Origin of the sequence: Vagococcus jeotgali (assembly GCF_035918315.1) — a bacterium.
GTDB classification, from domain to species: Bacteria; Bacillota; Bacilli; order Lactobacillales; family Vagococcaceae; genus Vagococcus; species Vagococcus jeotgali.
This window is the reverse complement of sequence record NZ_CP142146.1, coordinates 1218282-1241373: the sequence shown is the minus strand read 5'-3', so window position 1 is coordinate 1241373 and position 23092 is coordinate 1218282. Positions and strand designations below refer to the sequence as shown.

Sequence of the window (23092 nt, the reverse complement as noted above, 5' to 3'; positions counted from 1 at the left end):
TATAGGGAGTTGTAAGATGGAAAGCACTGAAAAAAATAAAGGTGTTGTGATTTTAGATACTTTGTATGAGAGATGTTTAAATGGTGTGCCGAAGGTATCTAAACCTGTGCAAGAACTGACTAATGACTATACAAAAAAATATGGCTATACAGATAAAGCGATAGATAAGTTGATTCAAAATCAATTAAGTAAGAATACATTGAATGGTTTTGTCACAAGTTTTGGTGGATTCATCACAATGCCTGTGACGTTACCTGCCAATATCACATCTGTGTTGTATGTTCAAATGAGAATGATTGCTGCTATTGCTATCATTAGAGGATATGACTTGAATGATGATGAGGTTCAGACATTTGTATATGGGTGTATGGTGAAAAAAGCGATGACAGATGCTCTGAAACAAGCAGGAGTTCAAACAGCGAATAAAGTCACTTTAAGTGCTGTGAACAAGATTCCAGGTAAAGCTTTGACAGTAATTAATCAAAAAATTGGTTATCGTTTCATCACGAAAGCTGGAACAAAAGGAACAGTTAATCTGACAAAAATCGTACCAGTAGTTGGTGCTGGTGTAGGTGGCACAATTGACTTTGTCACAACAAAAACAATAGCTAATAGAGCAAAGAAAGTATTTGTAGGTAACAACGTGATAGATGTATCAGCGTTTGAAAAGTAAAAGATCAAAAGAGTATACGCAATCGTTAACAGGCTCTCAGCCTGTTAACGATTGCTAGTGGGATACTGTCGCCCCACACCATGACAATTCATCCAAAGATCGCTTCGCTCCTTTGGCGAATTAATATTTATAAATTTCCCCCATTTTTTTACACCAACTATATATTATATAGGGGTAAAAAAATGGGGAAGAAGGAGGATTTTTTGAGAAAGATTTATGTTGAAAAGATGGTTGAATTAAAAGAATTTGAGGGGGTTATTCCTAAAGAAGAAGCTAAAAGAGTCAAATTAGGAAACTCACTAAACAATCCAGACCATGTTGCTGCTAAATTAGATAAAAAGTATACTTATGTTTTATATGGATCAGATGAAACAAAACCAGTTGGTAGAAAAGGTTACTTTGAAATTGGAGAACTCAAGGGTATTGACGACATTTTGCACCAATATAAAGTAAGAAATAGAAAAAAAATTAGATCAAATAGCAACAAAAATGTTCTTAGAATATTTAAAAAGTATCGATCATGAAAATCTAGATGAGATAGACTATGCTAAGACTAGAAAAGAATGGTTACGCCGATTGTAAAATTAAGCTAGACAAATAAAAAAATCATTTGTGATACACTCAAATTGTCCAAATTGCATTTCCGACGAAAGAAAACAAGGAGAGTGATCACAAATGACCTATATACATCTTACTACAGACGAGCTTGTTTTAATAGAATCTTATTATCACCAAGCTAAAAAAGTTAAACATGTTGCTGATACTTTAAAAAGATCAAGACAAACTATTTATAATGTTTACAACGCTTTAAATGAGGGATTATCTATTCTAGATTACTATCAAAGATACAAAAAAAATAAAAAGAAATGTGGAAGGCGTCCTATTTCTTTACCTGATAATGAAACAAAATATATTCAAAACAAAGTGGCTCAAGGATGGACTCCTGACGTGATTATCGGTCGTGCTGAGATTTCTATTTCTTGTTCTGTTCGGACACTTTATAGATTGTTCTCGCGTGAATCTTTTGATTCCACAACTTTACCAATGAAAGGTAAAAGAAAACCTAATGGGCATAAAGAAAAACGAGGTAAACAAGCATTTAAACGAACCATTCATCAGAGAGACGCTGAGCATAACGAGTTTCAAAGTGAATTTGGTCACCTAGAAGGTGACACTATTGTTGGGAAAAATCATAAAAGTGCTGTTATTACATTAGTTGAAAGGTTATCAAAAGTTATTATTACCTTAAAGCCAACAGGGAGACACGCTATAGATATTGAGAATAGCTTAAATGAATGGTTAAAAAAATGCCCTAATCACTTGTTTAAATCTATCACATTTGATTGTGGCAAAGAATTTTCTAACTGGAAATCTATCAGTAACTTAAATGATATTGATATCTACTTTGCTGACCCTGGTACACCTTCACAACGAGGTTTAAATGAAAATTCTAATGGGCTATTGCGTAAGGATGGATTGCCTAAGAAAATGGATTTCAACGAAGTTGATGAATCTTTCATTCAATCTGTTGCATCCAAAAGAAATAATATTCCTAGAAAATCATTAAACTATAAAACACCATTAGAAGTATTTTTGAGCTATGTAGACAATGACATTTTGTCTAGCTTAATTTGACAAATGAAATATTTAAAAACAAAAAATCGTATTAATGGAAACTATCCATCAACACGATTTATTATAGACCCGAGGTTTGCCCTTGTTTTTCTGATAATAATAAATTAACAGCTTGTTTGGCTACAGTTTTTAAATGAAAGTCAACGGTATTAAAATTTAGTAAGTCACTATAGGCTAAGTTATCTTCACCGAGGATAAAAAAATCACGATGAAGAACTTTTTGGTTATGTTTTGCTACTTTAATGATACCAGCAGCTATGTCATCACCATTTGCATAAATACAGAAGGGAGTTTTTACTTTTTTGAATAACGCCTCACCAACCTTAAGCCCATCTTGAAAATTAGTAATATTTGGTATTAAAAATTTTTCTTTGTCTTGGTGTGGGTAATGGGCAATCATAAATTCTTGTTTCAAAAAGCTACTTTTACTTGTTTTTGGTGAACGTTGGGTTGTTAGATAGAGTGGTAAATCAGGATAGGTTGATGAAAAGAAATCAAAGCTTAGTTGTAAAATCAAGTTAGCCACTCTAAAATAATAAAAAAACACCATGGTAAAAATTCGTGTATCATTGAAGTAACTACCCAACAACGAAAGGAATTTTTATCATGGTGAAAATTAAGAATAACACAAAGACATCTAGTTATAAACATCTTTCCTTAAAGGAAAGGCAGCTTATTGAAGTTTGGCATAATATGGGAGACTCTAATAGAGAAATTGGTAGACGATTAGGTCGACACCATCAAACGATAAATAATGAGCTCAAACGAGGAACGACCACGCAAATCAAAGAAAATAAGAAAGCTAAACAACTCTATTTTGCTGATACGGGGCAAGCTAAATACATAGAAAACAGGAAACGCTGTGGTTCGAAATCTAAGCTAGTTAGTGCTGTTGATTTTATTAATTATGCCTGTAAACAAATGATAGACTTTAATTGGTCACCAGATGCAATTGTTGGTTTTATCAAGTCTTTAGGGACTTGGGATAAACCTATTGTTTCTACTAAGACACTTTATAATTATATTGATAAAGGATTTTTACCGGTCAGAAATCATCATCTCAAGATGAAAGTTAGACTATCACCTAAAAAGAAAAGAAGTCGTCAGCATAAAAAAGCTCTTGGAAAATCAATTGATGAACGACCTAGCAAAATTGATTCTAGACAAGAGTTTGGTCATTGGGAAATAGACAGTGTCATTGGTTCAAAATCTAAAGATGATAATGCTCTACTTACACTTGTTGAAAGAAAAACTCGCTACATGATTACTGTTGTTCTAGATGATCATACTGAAGAGTCTGTTAGTTACGCTATTAAACAGTTAAAATATGAGTTTGGAAGAGCCCGATTTAGTAGCATATTTCAATCGATTACTGCTGATAATGGCAGTGAATTTAGCTCACTTGATGATACTCTGCAACAAATGACTGATATCTACTTTGCTCACCCTTATTCATCTTGGGAACGAGGAACAAACGAAAGACATAATGGTTTATTACGGCAATTTGTTCCGAAAGGAACGCCTATCTGTCACTACTCAAAGCAGTTCATACAACTGGCTACTGAAAAAGTTAATCTTTTGCCGCGTAAAATTTTAGACTATAGACAACCAGCAACATTATTTTTAGAAGAAATTCAAAATCTAAAGATCAAAACATGTTGGTAAGTAAGGGGTTCAATAAAATAACACTGATATTTAGATATTTTTACCAGAGTGGCTAACTTAATGTTGCAATTTAGAAAAAGAAATCAAATACGTCTTGATAAATTTTTTGTCTATCTGGATATACTGATGGAACACTTTTTTGTGATGTCAATTCAGTAGTGACAATTGGCCCATATTTTTGTAAATCATTTAAAAACTGACTATCTTGTGTACGTGAGGTAATAATCATCCCATCAAGCGTTTTGTCACGCAGAAAAGTATAGTAATCTTTTTCTTTATTCTCATCAAAATAAGTGGGTAAGATCATAACTTGCTTTCCCTTTATGGAAGCTTCTTCAAGTGCGCCTTCGATTAACTGCTCATAACAAGAATTTCTAGAGTAAGGCACTAGTAATCCAATAGTTTCACTATGGCCATTACTTAAATTAATAGCATGCCTATTAGGAACATAATTAATTTTTTCCATAGCATCTAATACTCGCTGTCTTTTAGCATCACTAACATAAGGGTGCTCGTTAATGACTCTAGATACAGTTGTAATGGAAACATCTGCTAATTCAGCAATTTTTCGAATACTCATAACTTTCCTCTTTCCTTTTTATGCAACTAAAAAATATTGTTGAGCCAATAAGCGACTAAAAATTGAAATCGTATGGTTACCATATTCTACAAAGCGGTAGCCATCTCCTTGATAATTAAAGTAAATTCCTTGAATACTTTTGTCATTTAATTGGGTTACCTCTTTGATATCAACTACAGGAATGACCTTATTAAAAGGTTTTTTGCCCCCTGCTCGGTCTTCAAGGTATAAAATATTTTCTGACAAATTAATTGTCACAAAGAAAAATGTTAGTGTATCTTGGTGATTAAATTCTACAATGCCATACATTTATAACAGCTCCTTTTCTTATTAAAGCCATCATATATGATGAAACGCGTACCATAGCAAGCTGAAAATAAAAAAAGAGCCGAAGCTCTATTTATGAGGTGTGTATTCAGGTAAAAAGAACTGTTGACTAATCCTTCTCTCTTCAGCACTAATGTTAAGTGCTAGACCAACTAGGATTGACATGGTAATCAAGTTTGATCCACCATAACTTAAGAATGGAAAGGGAACACCTGTCATAGGAATAATACTTAAAATACCACCTAGGTTGATGAATAGTTGAAGCATAATAGCTGAGGCAACACCAATACAAACTAATGAATTAAAGGCACTCGTTGATTTAATTCCAACTTTTAAAATATGAATAATCATAAAGAATAAAATCCCTAATATAATTAGTGCCATAATCAATCCAAGTTCTTCAATGGTGATCGAGAAGATAAAGTCAGTTTCTGCAACGGGCAAGAAACCTTTCTTTTGGATACTCTTACCTAAACCTTGACCAAACCAACTACCATTATAGATAGCAAAGTAAGAATTAACGAGTTGAAAGCCGTTGTCATGTTTATCAGCGAAAGGATCGGCCACAACAGCAAATCGGTCGTAAACATGAGAGAAACGCTCAGGAATCAACATGCCTCCTTTAAACATTACAATCAACCAGGCCAGTCCAGTAAAGAGTAAAATACCACCAAAACTAATGAAAGTATAAGCAGCTGGAATACCACTAGCAAGTAACAATATTAAAAATAAAAGTGAAATGATAGCAGCCCCACCCACATTTGGTTGAATCATAATTAATAGAATCATCGATCCAACAATGATGACAGGTATTAAAATAGATTTCCAAAAATGTGTGTTAATTGTTTTTTGCCGCCTGGATAAAATATAGGCAGTATATAAAATTGTTGTAATAATAACAAATTCAGAAGGTTGAAAAGTAAACCCACCAATGTTAATCCACCTCTGAGCACCTCCGATGGTACTACCTAGACCTAAAATACTAGTACTAATAAGTAAAACATAGGTAATTCCTACCATAATTTGTTGAAACACAGCTGTTTGGTAAACCCGCATTTTCGTTTTATAAATGAGTAAAATAATGAGCAAGGAAATAATAAAAAAGGCTGCTTGCCTCAAGGCTATAGAAAAAGGACTTTTTCCTAACTGATCTAGATTGTATGAACTAGCACTAAAAATCATAATCATGCCGATTATATTTAAAACGATGTATGGTATTAATATTTTAAAATCAATAAATTGTAATTTTTTTCTCATGGAGAATTCTCCTTAATTGTAAAGACATATGCTACTAGTATATCAAAATGAAAACTAAAGAAAAGCCTAATCTTGAAAAAATTAATGAAGTTTTAGATAAAATTTGAAAATAAGGTAAACTTAGTCTATGGGTATCTATTTTTCGATAAATAATGGTATGATTGGGTTGTTCGAGTTTAATATATAGGAGTTGACTGTATGCCAAATGTAGAGAAAAATAAATTCACACCATTTGCAGTGTTGTCTGTTTCATTTATTTTAACTAGTGGGGTAACTATTAATGGTACACTCCCATTTATTAAAGATCATTTTAATTTAAGCCAAACTCAAAGTGAATTATTGGGAACGTTACCAAGTTTTACTGTTGTTATTTTCATTTTACTGTCGAATTATCTAACAAAAAAAATTGGAATGAAGCAAGTAGTTATTATTGGTTTAATCATGGCATCAATTGGTGGTGTTCTACCGTGGTTGACGCCAAATAGTTATGGTCTAATTGTTTTTGGTAGGCTTTTATTAGGTGCAGGTTTGGGAATGTATAATGCTTTATCTGTTAGTTTTATTAATGGTTTATTTACAGGAAAAGAAAGGTCGACATTACTTGGTTTTAGAAATGCTACAGAAAGTATAGGCCAAATGATATTGACTTTTGTAGCAGGTCTATTGTTGATGAGAAACTGGATGGACTCATACTTAATATATTTATTAGCGATTCCTATAGCTATATTATTTTATTTGTATGTTCCAAATATTGAAGCAAAAGCTAAAGTGAAAACTGTAGATAAAGGTGGTTCTTTTTCTTGGGTATTACTGTTAACAATTTTAATAGTTGCTAGCTTATTAATGAATGCGATTGCAATTGGTGTGAGATTTCCAACACTTGCTATCGAGTTAGCAGGACAAGAAGTGAATGCTAGTGCATATTTAGCTTTAATGCCTATATTAGGTATTGTAGCAGGTATATTATTTGAAAAAATTGTCTCAAAAGTATCTTTTGGGATTGTATTTTTAGGCATTGGATTTAATATTCTATCAGATTTTCTCATTGGATTTTCAACCCAATCATTTTGGTTGCTTACTATTGGTTTGTTTTTATCTAGTATACCAATCGCTTGGGTAATTCCCTTTATTTTTAACCACATTGAAGAATTAGGTAGGGGAATAGAGCCGAACAAAGCAACATCTTATGTGTTTGTTGGTTGTAATTTTGGCGTTTTTTTGGCTCCGATGTGTATGAACTGGGCCTCTAAATTACTTGGATCAAGTGATTTAAGACTACCCTTTATTGCTTTTGGCATTATTTTTACGATAGTTTTAGTTATTCTGATATCAATTAGGAAAAAAATTGAACAATTATTAATAAAATAAAAGTCTACTCCAAGCAACTAGAGTAGACTTTTGTTTTACCTTGACTAAGTTTTACTAACACTAATTGATCCATCGTAAGTAGTTTTTTTGAAGGAGATCCCTAAATTCATTAAGAGGCATATCAAGAACCTTAGCACATTGCACCATTAAGTTCTTTTGTGAATCTAAGTAATCAACACTTTCTATATCTTTATCTAATGCCCACGCAAGAGCATCTAGTCCATCTGATTCAATGAGTAGCCTATCTTTTGGCACAGTAGTTAGGACTTGTTTGACAGCATCATCTGTCAGTAAAGAAGGGCCTACTGTGAAATAACAATCTTGCTTAATGTACTCTTTCAAATGTTCTTGACTTGAGTACCAGTGAACTAAATAGCGATTTGGAAAATAAGAAATGATATCTGCTATTTCTTTTTCCATTCCTTTAGTATGTAAAATAACAGGTTTTTTCATATCAGTAGCTAAAGATAGTTGTTTGATAAACATCTTTTTTTGTAGAAGTATGTCGTTTGTTGTCCAAACACTATCTAAACCAATTTCTCCAATGATAGGTGTTTGCTGGAAGATATCCAAATTATTTTCTATTTCCTGGAAATCAACATCCCAAGGGTGAATACCAAAGCTAATGTTTAAAAAGGGATGTGATTTAGTTAAAGGAGAATAATCATGCCATTCTTTGCGGCTTTGACAGTTAATTGTTGCAGGTATGTTGTATTTAATAAGTAAATCAAGTAGCTGCTTATCTAAATCAATATGACAATGGGCATCACATAGAAAATCACTCACATAAACATCTCCTTTTAATGTCTAATTTTTTGACTTAATAATTCATAGATATGTTGGCGTGTTTGACCTTGTTCACTTAACCACTGTCTACTTCTTTTGGTAGTACTTAAATCGATTTCTTCAATAAGAGAAGCAGGTGAGCCTCCCATAATAATGACTCTATCTGATAAATATAAGGCCTCATCAATATCATGAGTGACTAAGATGATGGTTTTATTTAATATATTCGTCAAATTTTTTAACCAATCTTGAAGATGTTGTCTTGTAAAAACATCCAAAGCACCAAAGGGTTCATCAAGTAATAAAATATCTCTATCAACAAAAACGGTGCGAAGGAGAGCAACACGCTGTTTCATACCTCCTGACAATGTTTCAGGGTATTGATGCCTTACTTCATGTAAGCCAAATTTTTTGATATATTCACTCAATTTATCTTGATTGATCACTTGTTTATGTAAACGTTGATACAAAGTGATATTATCTTCAACATTTTTCCAATCTAAGAGTAAGTCTTCTTGTGGCATATATGCAAAATGCTCATTAAAACCAGAGATAACTGTATCCCCGACTAATACTTCACCAGTATCAGCTTTTAGACTTCCAGCTAAAATATTTAACAAAGAAGATTTACCACAACCACTTGGGCCAAGTATAGAAATAAACTCTCCTTTTTCAATTTTCAAATTTAATTGTTCAAACGTTTTTTTTCCTTCAAAACTTAAACCAAGATTTTTAATAAAAATGTCAGTCATGTTTAATCAACCTTTTCAATGAATGCATTTGTAAACATGTCACTAGCTGGGATATCTTTATCAATCAATTTATTTTCTAACATAAATTCAGTATAGTTATTCCAAACATCTTCCTTCATGATTCCCCATTTTTGAGGGTCACTAGTATAGTTTTTAGATACAAATTCTTGAGATTTTTTCAAAAACTCTATATCTTGGTCAGGAGCAGCTTGATGTAGAATCTCAGCACTTTCCTCAGGGTTGTCTATAGCATCAAGATAGCCATGTTTGGTTGCTTTTAAAAAGTGTTCGACTAAAGTTGGATCGTTTTCCATAACATCATCACGAGCCACAATAATAGGTGTATAGTAGTCCAGTCTTTCATCTAATTCACGAAGAGGCATATAATTTAAATCATAACCATCCATCTTAGCTTTCGTTAAGTCCCATCCTTCAAAATACCATTTTAAATCAACATTCTTTTCTAAATCACTTGGTCCGCCACCAGGATCACCAACAATCATCAATTTTGAAGAATCGGCATTAGCTTTTTCCATAACGGCTTTTAAAACAGCCTCTTCTGCAGCAGATTGCCAACCGGCATAAGTTTTACCTTCAAAATCTTTAGGAGAAGAGATTTTTTTATCGGCAGTACTGACAAAGCCAGAAGTATTATGTTCCATAATAGCAGCAATTGCTTTAGTTGGAATTGGTTGAGCACTAGCTGCTGAGTAAGTCAGGTCTTCTTGATAGCTAATGGCAAACTCTCCTTTTTTACCTCCTAGAAGTGTCAGACTAGTATTATCATCACCAGGCTCTACAATCGTTAAATCAATACCTTGTTCTTTGTAATAACCTTTATCTTTTGCTACATATATTCCAGTGTGATTGGTATTTGGAATATAATCTAAAACAAGTGTTACATCTTTTAATTTATCTTTGTTTTCATCAGTTTTATCTTTGGCAGACTCACTACTACAACCTGCCAAGCCAATTAATCCAATACTTAAACCAATAAATAATCCTTTTTTCTTGTTAAACACGTCTAATCATCCTTTTCTTAATGAGTTGTTTTTGAATCAATGATACAATGGCATTTAATGCTAAACTTAATAAAATGATACAGATGATTGATGCAAATACTTTATCTAATAAAAAACTATTCTTTGCACGAATCATGTAATACCCTAAACCTGATGAAGCGCTTAACCATTCACCAACAATAGCACCACTAACACAATATGTTGCTGCTATTTTTAAACCTGAAAAGAAAGAAGGCATAGCTTCTGGAAATTTAAGTGTCGTGTAAATTTGTTTTTTAGAAGCACCGTATGTTTCTAGTAAGGTTATTTTTTTAATATCTACTTGTGCTAAACCATCAACAAAGGCTACAACTATTGGGAAAAAACACATTAGAATAACCATCATAATTTTAGGTGTAATACCAAAGCCAAACCAGATAGTGAAGATAGGACCTAAAACTAAAACAGGTATAGTCTGGCTCACGACTAAGTGCGGGTAAAAGGCAAGTTTAAGCCCTTTAGATAAATCCATTAAAATCGCAATAAAAAAAGCCAGAATAGCAGCTAAAATTAGACCAATCACTGCTTCTAATAGTGTCGTTAAAGAGTGCTTGAAAAGGTTATGCCAATCAGTAAAAAGAGCTGCCCCGATTTGACTCGGTCTAGGTAGTACATAAATAGGTACTTGATAAAGAATCGTTAGAATTTCCCAAAGAATAATTAGAACAACAAAACTTAAAATGGGATAAATCCATTTTTTATACATCTCATCACCTCCTAAAATAAAAAAGAGGAATAGCTAGAAGCCATTCCTCGTAAGTACGATTCATAAGACTCCCTACGACGGTACTAACCGACAGGTTCAAAGGGTCAAAGCACATGGCTTACTCTCAGGTCAAAGACCTCCCCTATATGTCTATTACCAGTGAAGTATATCACTTATTAAATTATGAGTCAATATAGAAAGTGTTGGCTAGATGAGTTTGAGTGAGTATAATAATAGTGAGAACAAATGAAGAGGGGATTGCATGCAAAAAAATCAAGCTATAACAATTGATATTATTCAATTAGAATCATCTTTAAATGAAATGAACACCCCTAATGAGTTAAGTTTAGTTTACCTGTTAAAAGGCAAATGTCATTTTTTAAACCAAGAACAACAGTTATCTTTGCATAAAAAAGATTTTATCTTTATTGGGCCGAATCAAAAGGGCCAATTAATTAGTGATAGTTACAATAAAGAAGTGATCATATTACGTCTTATATTTCATTTGCCAGAAATAGAATCTTTAATCAATCAAAATTGGAGGCCGGTGTTTCCTTCTTCAAAGATTGATGTTTATCAATCGAATGGACGAGAAAAACTGATAGAATCTATTTTTAGACTGACTTTGGAAAGATTAACTAAGGCTTCTAAAGACAGATCCTTTTCTGATTTACTTTTAGTGTCTGATTTGTTAGATAAAGTAGAAGGAATGTTTTTATTTACTCAATATCAAGAATTAGCTTCACTTGATAAACAAAAAATTCACCCTTTAATTATTGATATGCTTGATTATGCTAAAGTTAATTATACAACAAAGTTATCTTTAGGAGATTTTGCCAAGGAAAAGTTCGTTTCAGAAGCTTATTTATCAAAACTATTTAAAGATGAGATGGGTGTGACTTTTTCTGATTATCTTTCCTCTATTAGACTTAAGGCAGCAGTTAGTGAGTTAAGAAATTCAACTGAACCTACTTTGTCGATTGCTTTAAATAATGGCTTTCCAAATCCTAAAAGCTTTACAGCAGTTTTTAAAAAGCAATATGGTGTGACACCTCATGAGTATCGTAAACACTATATACCAAAACAAGAAGAGCTTACTTTACAGCAGACATCTGAGGATTATCGTTACTTAAGCCATCAAGAATCTATTCAAGTTATCGCTCAATTTATGTTAACGCAAAATATTAAACAGGCCAAGGGATTATCTGTAGAAGAGATTGAGCTGGATTTATCAATACCTCCTTTTGCTAACTTGAATAAACCTCAAAAAATAATTAATCTAGGTCATGCTAACAATGGATTAAAGGAAAGTGTTAGGCAGCAAGTGAGAATGATTCAAGAGAAAATACCTTTTGATATTTGTCGATTTTATGATTTTTGTACTGAGACTATTTCAGAGTTTGATATCATAAAAGATAGGTTTGTTAATAATCACCGTCTTTTTTCTTTTATGCGAGAGATGAATTTAAGACCGATGTTTGTTTTAGTGATAGATGAGAGTAATGGCATTTCAGAGTTGTCTTTAAAATTAGATACTTTAAAGGAAATGATTCAAGGTTATGTACAATATGAGGCTAGCTTTCGTGAAGGTTGGTATTTAGAACTTAGCATTAGTGATAGTGCTAAAGTATCTCAAACTTTTTTTAGACAAGCATATCAGCTAACTTCTGATTTTTTAGTCACTCATTTTTCAACTGGTTATTTAGGGTTCAATCTTCATTTTAACTATTTAAATGACTGGCTAACCTGTCTAAGGCTTCCTTTAAATGTTGATCCTGATTTTATTAGTATCACTTATGAAAAAAGTTTAGGTTTACAAAGTCAGTCAGAGCATTTATTTAAGGAGTTTAAAAGACAAATTAGCCAATTAAAGCATTATTTAAAAAATATAGAAAAGAATACGGCACTCTACATATCAGAGTGGCACTTAGTTGCTGAGAGTACTCAGTTATCTCAAAGTACTTTCTCGCGGTCTGCTATCTTGTTAAAGGCTTTAATTGAGATGACAAATCATATTGATGGGATTGGTTTTTGGTTAAATGTAGATAGTGAAAAGAGTATCCCTATCTCTAAAAAATTAGGTGATTTATCTATCTTTTTACATGGACCTCTAAAACGTCCTTTATTTTTTTTATTAGTATTTTATGACAGAATTGGTGATGAGGTTGTGTTAATCTCTGAACACTACATTGTGACAAAAAAATTTAACTCGTTTTATGTGCTATATTATAATGAACATCATTTAGACAAGAAAGATAGTGCTTATGAAAATCTCTGGAAGGCGACGAGACGACAAACAACATTCTTATTTAATCAACTTCCGGTAGGTAACTATTTAGTTAAGCGTTTCTTGTTGGATAGCCATCATGGAGGGATCTATCATCAGTGGTTAAAATCAGGTGGGATGAGAGAACTTGATACAGATATGCAAGAGTATTTACAGCAATCTGTTGTACCAGAATTTTTAATGAAAGAATTATCCATTACAGATGGAAAACTGGAAAAATCCATTGATTTAGAGATGAATGCTTGTTATTTGATTATTTTAAATCGAATAAATTAAGGGGATAGTTAAAAATAGACGGCTAATTTTTAACTAAATAGGAAAATAAATCAAAAATAGAAATAATTTAACGGTGTTAGCATTAAAATAATGCAAGACAATTTGTGAAAATATAAATAGAATGGACGTGTGTAAGCGTGTTAAATGAAGAAAAAAGTAAGAAAAAAGTATTAGCTTTACATACTGGTGGAACCATCTCAATGGTCCAAGAAAGTGATACTGGTGGTGTTAGTTTATCAGATACCCACCCATTATCACAAAATTTAATTGGTATACCAGAGGAGATTGATGTTGATGTGGAAGAGATTTTTAACTTGCCCTCACCTCATATTACACCAAAAGATATGTTACGTTTGAAAAAACGTATAGAACAAGCTACTAAGGAGAGATATGATGGTGTCGTGATTACTCATGGTACAGATACTCTTGAAGAAACAGCTTATTTTCTTGAATTAACAACTAATAATGATTTAGCGGTTGTCTTGACTGGTGCAATGAGAAGCAGTAATGAAATCGGTTCTGATGGATTATATAATTATGTACAGGCAATTATTACTGCTGCTGACGCTTCAGCTAAAGACAAAGGAGTCTTAGTTGTGATGAATGATGAAATTCATGCGGCCAGATTTGTCACTAAAACTCATACAACTAGTGTTGACACTTTTAGAGCACCAACATTTGGACCAATTGGTATAGTATCAAAAAACAGACCATTCTTCTTAAAAGAAGTTATTGAGGATGTCATCTTACCAATCGACACAGTTGATGGAGAAATTCCAATCATTAAAGCCTATGCAGGCATGGATGATACATTATTTCGTGTTTTAACAAAAGCCAAAGTGGATGGGGTCGTGGTGGAAGCTCTAGGGGCTGGGAATTTACCTCCTAACGTACTAGATGGTTTGTCTCAGATGCTTGAAGAGAAGATTCCAGTTGCCCTAGTGTCTAGATGTGCCAATGGTGTAGCAGAAGATATTTATAGCTATACTGGTGGAGGCATTCCTTTAAAAAACATGGGAGTTATGTTTGTCAAAGGTTTAACAGGACCAAAAGCTAGATTACGATTATTAGTTGCACTAAACGCACGTTTAACACCTGAACAATTGCGAAATTATATGACAGCATTGTAATTTAAAGGAGACGAAAACTATGTATCGTACAGAAAAAGATAGTGTTGGAGAAATAGAAGTACCACAAGAAAAATATTACGGAGTTCATTCTCTTCGTGCAAAAAATAATTTTACGATTACTAATCGACAATTAGATTCTGATTTTATCATCAGCTTATCCCAAGTTAAGCAAGCATTAGCTTTAGCTAATTATGAACTTGGTTTATTACCTAAAGAGAAATTTGAGGCAATCAGTCAAGCTTCTCAAGAAATTATTGATGGTAAGTGGCATGAAGAGTTTATTGTTGATCCTGTTCAAGGCGGAGCGGGGACAAGTAGTAATATGAATGTTAATGTTAATGAGGTTATTACTAACCGAGCTATTGAAATTATGTCAGGTACAAAAGGTGATTTTTCAGTGGTTCATCCTAATGATGATGTTAATAAAGGTCAGTCAACTAATGATGTTTATCCAACAGCTGGGAAATTAACGATGTTGAAAAAAATTCCTTTACTTCGTGCTGTTTTAGTGGAATTAAAAGAAGCCTTCTTAGCAAAATCTGAGGAGTTTGATTATGTATTAAAATTAGGGAGAACACAATTAAGTGATGCCGTACCTATGACACTTGGTCAAGAGTTTCATGCTTATTACTCAGTAGTGAAGCGTGGTATTGAAAGACTTGACCATGTTCAGCGTGAAATGCAGGCGATCAATATTGGTGGTATTGTAATTGGCACAGGAATTACAGCACACGAATCTCTATCAAAAACAGCCCTAGTTTATTTAAACGGTATTACAAAAGAACAACTTGTTATTGCTGATGATTTAGTGGACGGCACACAACACATTGAACAATACGTCGTGTTATCAGATACGCTAAAATCAATTGCAATTAGTCTATCTAAAATTGCTAATGATATTCGCTTATTATCATCTGGGCCAAATTCTGGGATTGGGGAAATTAGCATTCCAGCTAGACAAAATGGTTCCTCTATTATGCCAGGGAAAATTAATCCAGTTATTCCAGAAGTATTATCTCAATGTGCTTACATTGTTATGGGAAATAATAGTACAATTGGTTTAGCTGCTGAAGCTGGACAATTAGAATTAAATGCTTTTGAGCCAGTTGTTTTCTATAAGTTGATTGAATCATTTGACGTATTAACAAATGGTATTAAAACATTTACAGAAAATTGTGTTCTTGGTATCACAGCTAATGAGGAGCGTTGTCAAGATAATTTAGAAAGAAGCATGTATCTTGCGACAGTTTTATCTGAAACAATTGGTTATACAAAAGCAGCAGATTTAGCGAAAGAAAGTTTAAGTACTGGGAAATCTATTCGTGAGCTTGCTCAAATGCAAGGAATCGATGTCGATGAATCAATTAAAAAATCTGTGTAGGAAGAAGGTTATTATATGACGTTTAGAATTGAAAAAGACTCGTTAGGTGAGGTGGAAATTCCAAGTGAAGCCTTGTGGGGACCTCAAACAGAACGTAGTCGTCATAATTTTCAGATTGGTGACAAGTTAATGCCGATTGATGTGATTTATGGCATGGTTGAAATCAAAAGAGCAGCAGCCCTTGTTAATTATAAAGAAGGAAAACTACCAGTTGATAAAAAAGATGCTATTGTCGCAGCCTGTGATATGCTATTGTCAGGTGAGTTTGATGGGGAGTTTCCTCTTAGAGTCTATCAAACAGGTAGTGGTACCCAAACTAATATGAATGTTAATGAGGTTATTGCTAGACTTTGTGTATTAAACGGCGTTACTGTTCATCCTAATGATGATGTGAATATGTCACAAAGTTCTAATGATACTTTTCCAACAGCTATGCATATTGCTTCATATAAAAAAATTACGGAGTCATTGATACCAGAGATGACGCAATGGGTTTCTCAATTAGCTTTAATAGAGAGTAAGTATCATGATGTGTTTAAAATAGGACGTACTCACTTACAAGATGCAACACCATTAACTTTTGCTCAGGAAGTGTCGGGCTGGCGAGTAATGATTGAGAAATCACAACAATTTATTCATGAAAGCAGTCAATCATTGAGATATTTGACTATTGGTGGCACAGCTGTTGGTACTGGTCTTAATGCATCAAAGACATTTGATACAGCTATGGTAACAGAGATTTCAGAAAATACAGGCTTACCATTTTTAGTTGAAGCAAATAAATTTTATGGCTTAACTAGTCATTCAGCCATAAGCTTTACCCATGGTGCCCTGAGAGCTTTGGCTGGTGATTTAATGAAAATTGCTAATGATATTCGCTGGTTAGCAAGTGGTCCAAGGGCTGGGTTTAATGAAATTACTATCCCATCAAACGAGCCAGGTAGCTCTATCATGCCAGGAAAAGTTAATCCTACCCAAGCCGAGGCTTTGACGATGGTGAGCTGTCAAGTTATGGGAAATGATACAACGATTCAAGTAGCTAGTAGTCAAGGTAATTTTGAACTTAACGTATTTAAACCTGTGATTATTAGTAATTTTTTAGAGTCTATATCTTTAATTGAGGCTGGAATGGTGTCATTTAGAGAAAAATGTTTAGATGGGTTATATCCAAATGAGGATATTATGGAAAAAGGATTAAATGATTCTTTAATGTTAGTGACAGCTCTTAGTCCACATATTGGTTATGAAAAGAGTGCAGAAGTTGCGAAATATGCCTTTAATAATAATCAAACATTAAAAGAAGCTGTTTTAGAATTAGGTTACGCGACAAGTGGTAACTTTGATTTATGGGTTAGTCCTAAAGATATGATTTAAAAAAAACATCTCACGCTTCACTACATTCGAAGATAAGTGAGGTGTTTTTTTGTTTCACAAAGTAAAATTAGATAATTTGTATTAATTTTAAAAATAATTGTCTAATAATATGATTGATATATTTATTTTTTATTAATAATTTAAGTCATACCAAGGGGTTTGTCTAATATGCACAAAACAACAACTTATTTTGTACAATAAACATAATGTAAACGCTTTATACTTTGTGTAATATTAACCTATCAGCAGCTGACAAAGTGATTTACAGGAGGAGAATATGGAAGCGAAAAGAGAAGACACGACACATTTACAAAATAATAGTATCGCTGTTACACAAGAACAAGTAAATCTGATTAAGACAAGAGGCTATAACGAAGATCTTGTACCAAAAACAGCAGACAAAAGAAATATGGGTTGGAATAATTATTTTACTCTTTGGATGGGTTCAGTACATAATATTCCAAACTATGCAGCTGTCGGTGGTTTTTTAGTTTTAGGTTTGTCCCCATTAAATATCATGGTAGCACTTATTATCAGTAGTATTGTTGTAGCTGGGATGATGACTCTAAACGGTAAGGCAGGAGCAAAATATGGTATTCCATTTTCAATGCATTTAAGATCGACATACGGAGAAACAGGAGCTAAATTACCAGGATTTTTAAGAGGGATTGTTGCAGCTATTGCATGGTTTGGGCTACAAAACTTCACAGCCTCTCTTGCTTTATTAATTTTAATTGGAAAAATTTGGCCAGGATTTTTAGGTTTGGGTGGCGATTGGAGTTTTTTAGGAATTAGTTTACCAGGTTTAATTGCTTTTACAGTCTTTTGGGCTATTAATGTTTTAATCGGATTAGGTGGTGGAGCAATTTTAAATAAATTTACGGCAATTTTAAACCCACTTATCTATGTTGTTTTTATCGGAATGACAATTTGGGCAGTCAAAGTTGGTGGAGGTTTTGGAAATATCTTAGCTTACCGACCTGAGGGTGTGATACAAAATCAGTCTACGTTATTAATTTATTTAATGGTTATCAACTCTGTCATTGCTGTATGGGCAGCACCAGGATCAAGTGTATCTGATTTTACACAAAGTGCTAAAACAATGAAAGATCAAGTATTTGGTCAATCAATTGGTTTAATTACAGGTTATATAATCTTTGCATTTTCAAGTATTGCAATTTTAATTGGTGGATCAATTCATTATGGCGTGAATGAGTGGAATGTTCTTAACATCGTTCAAAAATGGGATAATTTGCCAGCAATCATTTTATGTATCTTAGTGTTATTGATGACAACGATTTCAACTAATGCAACTGGAAATATTGTACCAGCTGCTTATCAATTATCAGCTTTATTCCCTAAACAAATTAATTATAAAAAGGGAGTTATTATTGCCGGGGTAATTAGTTATGTTATTATGCCTTGGAAATTAATGGAAAATGAGCAAAGTATTTTCGCTTTTCTTAATATGGTAGGAGCTGTTATTGGACCAGTTGTAGGTGTGATGTTAGCACAATATTTCTTTGTTCATAAAGAAAAAATAAATCTGGAAGAACTATATATGGATAATTCTGTTGATAATAGTCAAAATCAATATCATGGAACAAACAAAGAGGCCTATGTGGCAACTATTATTGCCCTAGTTATCTCAATTAGTGGACAATTTATTCCAAGTCTTTCAGTCGTAACAGATCTATCATTCTTTGTTGGTTGTGGTTTAGCCTTTGTTATTTACTTAGGTATGAAATATAAAACTTTAAACAAAAAATAGGAGGAAGTAAAATGGCATATGATGTAATTATAAAAAATGGATTAGTAATTTTAAATGGTGGAGAAGTTGAAACAGATGTAGCGGTGAAAGATGGTGTGATTGCAGCCATTGGTCACGACTTAGGTGAGGCAAAAGAGGTGATTGATGCCAAAGGATTAATTGTTAGTCCAGGTATGGTTGATGCCCATGTTCATATTACTGACCCAGGTGGTGGTTTTAGAGATTTTTGGGAAGGTTATGTGACTGGAACAAAAGCTTGTGCTAAAGGTGGGGTAACTTCATTTATGGAAATGCCTCTTAATCAAGTACCAGCGACAGTTGATAAAGAGTCTTTAGATATTAAATATGCAGCAGGTAAAGATAAATTACATGTAGATGTGGCATCTTTTGGTGGTGTGGTACCATTTAATTTAGATGGTGGTATTCAAGAGTTAGATGAAGATGGTGTAGCAGCTTATAAATGCTTCATGGCAACTTGCGGGGATCGTACGATTGAAGGTGACTTCATGAATGTCGATGACTATTCATTATATGAAGGTATGAAACAAGTAGCTAAGACTGGAAAAGTTCTAGCAATTCATGCGGAAAATGCAGCTATTACAGATAGATTAGGTGAGATTGCTTACGAAAATGGAGAGACAACTTTAAAAGCTTATGTTGAAACTCGTCCGGTATTTACTGAAGTAGAACCTATTAAAAGAGCAATTACTTTTGCGAAAGAAACTGGCTGCCGTATTCACATCTGTCATATTGCTTGTCCAGAAGGGGTTGCTGAAGTTGTGAAAGCTCAAGAAGAAGGTGTTGACGTGACTTGTGAGACATGTACACACTACCTATATTTCGAAACAGATGAGCTTGATGCTATTGGTCCAGTCGTTAAATGTTCTCCTCCAATTCGTGATAAAAAAGCTCAAGACGGATTATGGGAATATGTTGCAAATGGTGGATTAGATTTTGTCACAAGTGATCACTCACCTTGTACACCAGACTTGAAAGATAAAGACAATGCTTTTGAAGCATGGGGTGGTATTTCTGGTGTTCAAAATAATGTGGATGTTTTATTTGATGAAGGGGTACAAAAGCGAGATTTATCCTTGACTCAATTTGCTAATATTATTGCGACCAATCCAGCAAAACGTTATAACCTAGATCGAAAAGGTGAAATTGCAATTGGAAAAGATGCTGATTTTGTTTTAATTAAACCTGACTCTCCTTATGTATTACAAGCCGAAGATTTAGAGTATTATAACAAGATAAGTCCATACATTGGTCGTGAAATTGGAGCTCAAATTGAGAGAACTATTTTACGAGGGGAAACAATCTATTCTAAAGAAGAAGGCGTAAGTGAGGAAGCAATGGGTGTCTTTATTAAAAAATAACCATTGAAAAAAAACAGAGCCTATTACTAGGTTCTGTTTTCTTCGTCTATAGTAAACAAGAAGTGATATAACTTAGTCCAGAATAGCTAATGACCTTTCATGACAGGTTAGTTAAGATGAGGATAGATGTTATGTTTTGGAAAGAAGGTTTTATGACGTGGAAAAAGATGTAAAAAAAACAAGGTCCTTATTAACCCCATATTGGAAACAAATTATCCTTGTTTCTACTCTAGGTTGGATTGTAGTTTGGTTTAATAGAACAGCTCTAACTCCAATTTATCCACAACTTAGTGAGTATTTTGGTGGAGCAAGCGATGCTCAAATTGGAGCCATTTCTAGTTTCTACTTTCTTGGTTATGTGTTAATGCAGATCCCATCAGGAATTTTAGTCGATCGTTTTGGTAAAAAAACGGTATTGATTCCTGGTTTTATCCTTTTTGGATTAGGAACGCTACTACTTGCTATGTCGACTTCTTTAGAGTGGATGTACTTTGGTAATGTGCTAGCAGGTATTGGTAGCGGGACATTTTACGGGGTTGCCTTTTCTATGACTAATGAGTATGTTCCAACCAAATATCGTAGCTTAGCAACCGCTATTGTTAATAGTGGGACTGCTGTAGGTAGTGGTATAGGAATGATTGCTTCAAGTTATTTCATTTCAGAACGAGGAATGAAGTGGCAATCAATAGAGTATGTATCTTTTGTGACAATTGTTGTCATGGTGATTATATTTATCCTTTATTTACATAAAGATGAAACAAAAACCCAAAAAGAGGTTCATGAGTTTCCTCAAGAAGAAAAAATGACATTTAAGAAATTGATGGCACCTAAGATGATTGGAGCATACGCTGTTTATTTTGCTACTTGTTATGCTTACTATTTAGTGAACACATGGTTGCCTAACTTTTTAGAGACAGAACGTGGCTTCACTGGAGCAACAATTGGTCTTGCAACATCGTTAATTTTTATTTCGTCAGTACCAGGAGCATTATTCTTTAGTCGAATAGCTGATAAGCATTCTGATAAAAAAATAAAGCTTGTTGTATTTTTAGAAATCATGGCAGCTTTAACTTTATTTTTAACAGTTATGTCAAATAGTAAGTCTGGACTTTTAATAGGTTTGATTTTATATGGTTTCTTTGGAAAAGTAGCTGTTGAGCCAATCATTATTTCTTGGTTAGGAGAAAATGTCTCACGTAAAGGTCTGGCAACGACTTTAGGTATGTTTAATTTCCTTGGTATGAGTTCATCAATTATTGCACCATCTTTAACAGGTATGATTTCTGATCAGACAGGGTCTAAGATTAATGCTTTTTATCTATCAGTTATTATTTTAATTATTGGAACATTGATCTTTTATTTAGTTAATAGAAAAAAATCAGGTAAACAAATTATAAATTGAGAGGTATCGCTGATATGAAGACAATAGAAAAACAAATCGACGAGCAAGTAACGTGGTTATCATCAATTGGTTTAGATGAAGCAGGTGGAACGACTCGTTTATTATATGATGATAATTGGGTGAAAGCTCAAGAGGGTTTAAAAGAAAAGTTTATCAATAGCGATTTTGAGACATATTTTGATAATATAGGTAACTTGTATGGGCGCTTAGTTGGGAGTAAGTATCCTAATGAGGTGATTTTAACTGGTTCTCATGTAGATACAGTTGTACATGGTGGAGCTTTAGATGGTCAGTTTGGTATCATCGCATCTTACTTAGCTATTAAGTACTTGAAAGAAACGTATGGTCAACCACTAAGAACTTTAGAAGTTGTATCAATGGCCGAAGAAGAGGGCAGTCGCTTCCCTTTTGCTTTTTGGGGAAGTAAAAATATTTTTGGTTTAGTCAATCCAGAAGAAGTCAAGTATGCAGAAGATACAGATGGTATTAAATTTGTAGATGCTATGGAAAATGCTGGTTTTACGTTTCCTATTACAAAGCAAGAGCCTAGAGATGATATTAAAGCTTTTGTAGAGATTCACATTGAACAAGGTAGCGTTTTAGAAAAAACACAAAAACAAGTAGCTGTTGTCAATAATATCGTAGGTCAAAAACGTTATGATATTAGGCTAATAGGTCAAGCTAATCATGCTGGAACAACACCTATGGGCTTTAGGCAAGATGCCGTTTATGCTATGAGTAAAATGATAAGCCGTAGTATTGATAAAGCTAAAGCCATTGGAGATCCTCTAGTTTTAACATTTGGACATATTGACGTGACACCTAATACAGTTAATGTGGTACCTGGAGAAGTATTCTTTACAGTTGACTGTAGACATACTGATGCTGATGATTTAGAAGAATTCACAACTCAAATGGAAAAAGATTTTCAGGAATTAGCAAAAGAGTGTGATGTTTCAATAGAAATAGATAATTGGATGAACGAAGCTCCTGTACCAATGTCACCAGATATTGTGACAGTTTTAGAAGAGGCTTGTGCTGAGTCTAATTTAAATTACACAACAATGCATAGCGGGGCAGGACATGACTCACAAATTTTTGCTCAATATGTACCAACTGCTATGATTTTTGTTCCAAGTATTGATGGTATTAGCCATAATCCTGATGAATCTACTAAATTAGAAGATTTAACTGAAGGGGTTAAAGCGCTGATTGCTTCCTTGTATAAATTAGCTTATGAAGAATAATAAATAATAAATATAAGAAAAAGAAAGAGGTTTTT

Annotated in this window: 21 protein-coding genes and 1 riboswitch; of the genes, 13 read left to right on the top strand and 8 right to left on the bottom strand. The window is 33.4% G+C overall.

Annotated features, from left to right (window positions below; translation table 11 throughout):
• The first annotated feature begins 16 nt into the window (after window positions 1-16).
• From VSF34_RS06310 to VSF34_RS06300, 3 genes are all read left to right on the top strand, one after another.
• Window positions 17-673, top strand: a complete 657-nt coding sequence (locus tag VSF34_RS06310; protein ID WP_326716508.1) for an EcsC family protein — start codon at window positions 17-19, stop codon at window positions 671-673.
• A 203-nt stretch (window positions 674-876) separates the two neighbouring features.
• Window positions 877-1197: a hypothetical protein gene (locus tag VSF34_RS06305; protein ID WP_326716507.1), complete on the top strand. Its 321-nt coding sequence runs from the start codon at window positions 877-879 to the stop codon at window positions 1195-1197.
• Between the two features lie 151 nt (window positions 1198-1348).
• Window positions 1349-2308, top strand: coding sequence for an IS30 family transposase (locus VSF34_RS06300; RefSeq protein ID WP_326716323.1), 960 nt, complete (start codon window positions 1349-1351; stop codon window positions 2306-2308).
• A gap of 61 nt (window positions 2309-2369) precedes the next feature.
• On the opposite strand, the gene VSF34_RS06295 is transcribed toward VSF34_RS06300, so the two are convergent.
• Window positions 2370-2858, bottom strand: a complete 489-nt coding sequence (locus VSF34_RS06295) for a type 1 periplasmic-binding domain-containing protein (protein ID WP_326716506.1) — start codon at window positions 2856-2858, stop codon at window positions 2370-2372.
• Between the two features lie 56 nt (window positions 2859-2914).
• Between VSF34_RS06295 and VSF34_RS06290 the strand changes: the two genes are divergently transcribed.
• Window positions 2915-3973 carry an IS30 family transposase gene (locus tag VSF34_RS06290; RefSeq protein ID WP_326716505.1) on the top strand — a complete coding sequence of 353 codons (1059 nt, stop codon included), beginning with the start codon at window positions 2915-2917 and terminating at the stop codon, window positions 3971-3973.
• Window positions 3974-4043: 70 nt separating this feature from the next.
• On the opposite strand, the gene VSF34_RS06285 is transcribed toward VSF34_RS06290, so the two are convergent.
• From VSF34_RS06285 to VSF34_RS06275, 3 genes are all read right to left on the bottom strand, one after another.
• Window positions 4044-4553: a LacI family DNA-binding transcriptional regulator gene (locus VSF34_RS06285; protein WP_326716504.1), complete on the bottom strand. Its 510-nt coding sequence runs from the start codon at window positions 4551-4553 to the stop codon at window positions 4044-4046.
• Between the two features lie 18 nt (window positions 4554-4571).
• The gene (locus VSF34_RS06280; RefSeq protein ID WP_326716503.1) at window positions 4572-4862 is read right to left on the bottom strand and encodes a hypothetical protein; all 291 of its coding nucleotides are present in this window, start codon (window positions 4860-4862) and stop codon (window positions 4572-4574) included.
• 87 nt (window positions 4863-4949) lie between these two features.
• Window positions 4950-6137 carry an FtsW/RodA/SpoVE family cell cycle protein gene (locus tag VSF34_RS06275; RefSeq protein ID WP_326716502.1) on the bottom strand — a complete coding sequence of 396 codons (1188 nt, stop codon included), beginning with the start codon at window positions 6135-6137 and terminating at the stop codon, window positions 4950-4952.
• Between the two features lie 198 nt (window positions 6138-6335).
• Here VSF34_RS06275 and VSF34_RS06270 point away from each other — a divergent pair, with 198 nt between their 5' ends.
• A complete protein-coding gene (locus VSF34_RS06270; RefSeq protein ID WP_326716501.1) occupies window positions 6336-7505 on the top strand; it encodes an MFS transporter in 1170 nt (389 codons plus the stop codon).
• A 60-nt stretch (window positions 7506-7565) separates the two neighbouring features.
• On the opposite strand, the gene VSF34_RS06265 is transcribed toward VSF34_RS06270, so the two are convergent.
• From VSF34_RS06265 to VSF34_RS06250, 4 genes are read right to left on the bottom strand one after another with little or no spacing between them, the layout of a single operon-like run.
• Window positions 7566-8291 (bottom strand): TatD family hydrolase, encoded by a 726-nt coding sequence (locus tag VSF34_RS06265; RefSeq protein WP_326716500.1) that lies wholly within the window; start codon window positions 8289-8291, stop codon window positions 7566-7568.
• Between the two features lie 14 nt (window positions 8292-8305).
• Window positions 8306-9043, bottom strand: a complete 738-nt coding sequence (locus tag VSF34_RS06260) for an ABC transporter ATP-binding protein (protein ID WP_326716499.1) — start codon at window positions 9041-9043, stop codon at window positions 8306-8308.
• Window positions 9044-9045: 2 nt separating this feature from the next.
• On the bottom strand, window positions 9046-10065 hold the full coding sequence (locus tag VSF34_RS06255; RefSeq protein ID WP_326716498.1) for an ABC transporter substrate-binding protein: 1020 nt from the start codon (window positions 10063-10065) through the stop codon (window positions 9046-9048).
• Entirely contained in the window at window positions 10058-10810 is a 753-nt protein-coding gene (locus VSF34_RS06250; RefSeq protein ID WP_326716497.1) for an ABC transporter permease, read from the bottom strand. Before VSF34_RS06250 ends, VSF34_RS06255 begins: the two co-directional genes overlap by 8 nt.
• A gap of 52 nt (window positions 10811-10862) precedes the next feature.
• Window positions 10863-10964: riboswitch (TPP riboswitch) on the bottom strand.
• Between the two features lie 108 nt (window positions 10965-11072).
• Here VSF34_RS06250 and VSF34_RS06245 point away from each other — a divergent pair.
• From VSF34_RS06245 to allC, 8 genes are all read left to right on the top strand, one after another.
• Window positions 11073-13373 carry a helix-turn-helix domain-containing protein gene (locus tag VSF34_RS06245; protein ID WP_326716496.1) on the top strand — a complete coding sequence of 767 codons (2301 nt, stop codon included), beginning with the start codon at window positions 11073-11075 and terminating at the stop codon, window positions 13371-13373.
• 200 nt (window positions 13374-13573) lie between these two features.
• Entirely contained in the window at window positions 13574-14503 is a 930-nt protein-coding gene (locus tag VSF34_RS06240; protein WP_326718040.1) for an asparaginase, read from the top strand.
• A 19-nt stretch (window positions 14504-14522) separates the two neighbouring features.
• Complete coding sequence (locus tag VSF34_RS06235) at window positions 14523-15884, top strand: aspartate ammonia-lyase (protein WP_326716495.1); 1362 nt, start codon at window positions 14523-14525, stop codon at window positions 15882-15884.
• A 15-nt stretch (window positions 15885-15899) separates the two neighbouring features.
• Window positions 15900-17258: a class II fumarate hydratase gene (locus VSF34_RS06230; protein ID WP_326716494.1), complete on the top strand. Its 1359-nt coding sequence runs from the start codon at window positions 15900-15902 to the stop codon at window positions 17256-17258.
• Window positions 17259-17535: 277 nt separating this feature from the next.
• Complete coding sequence (gene allW / locus VSF34_RS06225) at window positions 17536-19029, top strand: allantoin permease (RefSeq protein ID WP_326716493.1); 1494 nt, start codon at window positions 17536-17538, stop codon at window positions 19027-19029.
• An 11-nt stretch (window positions 19030-19040) separates the two neighbouring features.
• Window positions 19041-20408 carry an allantoinase AllB gene (allB, locus tag VSF34_RS06220; protein WP_326716492.1) on the top strand — a complete coding sequence of 456 codons (1368 nt, stop codon included), beginning with the start codon at window positions 19041-19043 and terminating at the stop codon, window positions 20406-20408.
• Window positions 20409-20565: 157 nt separating this feature from the next.
• Window positions 20566-21810: an MFS transporter gene (locus tag VSF34_RS06215; protein ID WP_326716491.1), complete on the top strand. Its 1245-nt coding sequence runs from the start codon at window positions 20566-20568 to the stop codon at window positions 21808-21810.
• A gap of 14 nt (window positions 21811-21824) precedes the next feature.
• On the top strand, window positions 21825-23057 hold the full coding sequence (gene allC, locus VSF34_RS06210; protein WP_326716490.1) for an allantoate deiminase: 1233 nt from the start codon (window positions 21825-21827) through the stop codon (window positions 23055-23057).
• Window positions 23058-23092 lie beyond the last annotated feature (35 nt).

Bases quoted from the DNA above. Each gene is read 5' to 3' on its own strand.
- VSF34_RS06310 (WP_326716508.1), top strand. From the start codon at position 17: ATGGAAAGCACTGAAAAAAATAAAGGTGTTGTGATTTTAGATACTTTG.
- VSF34_RS06300 (WP_326716323.1), top strand. From the start codon at position 1,349: ATGACCTATATACATCTTACTACAGACGAGCTTGTTTTAATAGAATCT.
- VSF34_RS06295 (WP_326716506.1), bottom strand. From the start codon at position 2,858: ATGGTGTTTTTTTATTATTTTAGAGTGGCTAACTTGATTTTACAACTA.
- VSF34_RS06290 (WP_326716505.1), top strand. From the start codon at position 2,915: ATGGTGAAAATTAAGAATAACACAAAGACATCTAGTTATAAACATCTT.
- VSF34_RS06285 (WP_326716504.1), bottom strand. From the start codon at position 4,553: ATGAGTATTCGAAAAATTGCTGAATTAGCAGATGTTTCCATTACAACT.
- VSF34_RS06280 (WP_326716503.1), bottom strand. From the start codon at position 4,862: ATGTATGGCATTGTAGAATTTAATCACCAAGATACACTAACATTTTTC.
- VSF34_RS06275 (WP_326716502.1), bottom strand. From the start codon at position 6,137: ATGAGAAAAAAATTACAATTTATTGATTTTAAAATATTAATACCATAC.
- VSF34_RS06270 (WP_326716501.1), top strand. From the start codon at position 6,336: ATGCCAAATGTAGAGAAAAATAAATTCACACCATTTGCAGTGTTGTCT.
- VSF34_RS06260 (WP_326716499.1), bottom strand. From the start codon at position 9,043: ATGACTGACATTTTTATTAAAAATCTTGGTTTAAGTTTTGAAGGAAAA.
- VSF34_RS06250 (WP_326716497.1), bottom strand. From the start codon at position 10,810: ATGTATAAAAAATGGATTTATCCCATTTTAAGTTTTGTTGTTCTAATT.
- VSF34_RS06245 (WP_326716496.1), top strand. From the start codon at position 11,073: ATGCAAAAAAATCAAGCTATAACAATTGATATTATTCAATTAGAATCA.
- VSF34_RS06240 (WP_326718040.1), top strand. From the start codon at position 13,574: ATGGTCCAAGAAAGTGATACTGGTGGTGTTAGTTTATCAGATACCCAC.
- VSF34_RS06235 (WP_326716495.1), top strand. From the start codon at position 14,523: ATGTATCGTACAGAAAAAGATAGTGTTGGAGAAATAGAAGTACCACAA.
- VSF34_RS06230 (WP_326716494.1), top strand. From the start codon at position 15,900: ATGACGTTTAGAATTGAAAAAGACTCGTTAGGTGAGGTGGAAATTCCA.
- allW (WP_326716493.1), top strand. From the start codon at position 17,536: ATGGAAGCGAAAAGAGAAGACACGACACATTTACAAAATAATAGTATC.
- allB (WP_326716492.1), top strand. From the start codon at position 19,041: ATGGCATATGATGTAATTATAAAAAATGGATTAGTAATTTTAAATGGT.
- allC (WP_326716490.1), top strand. From the start codon at position 21,825: ATGAAGACAATAGAAAAACAAATCGACGAGCAAGTAACGTGGTTATCA.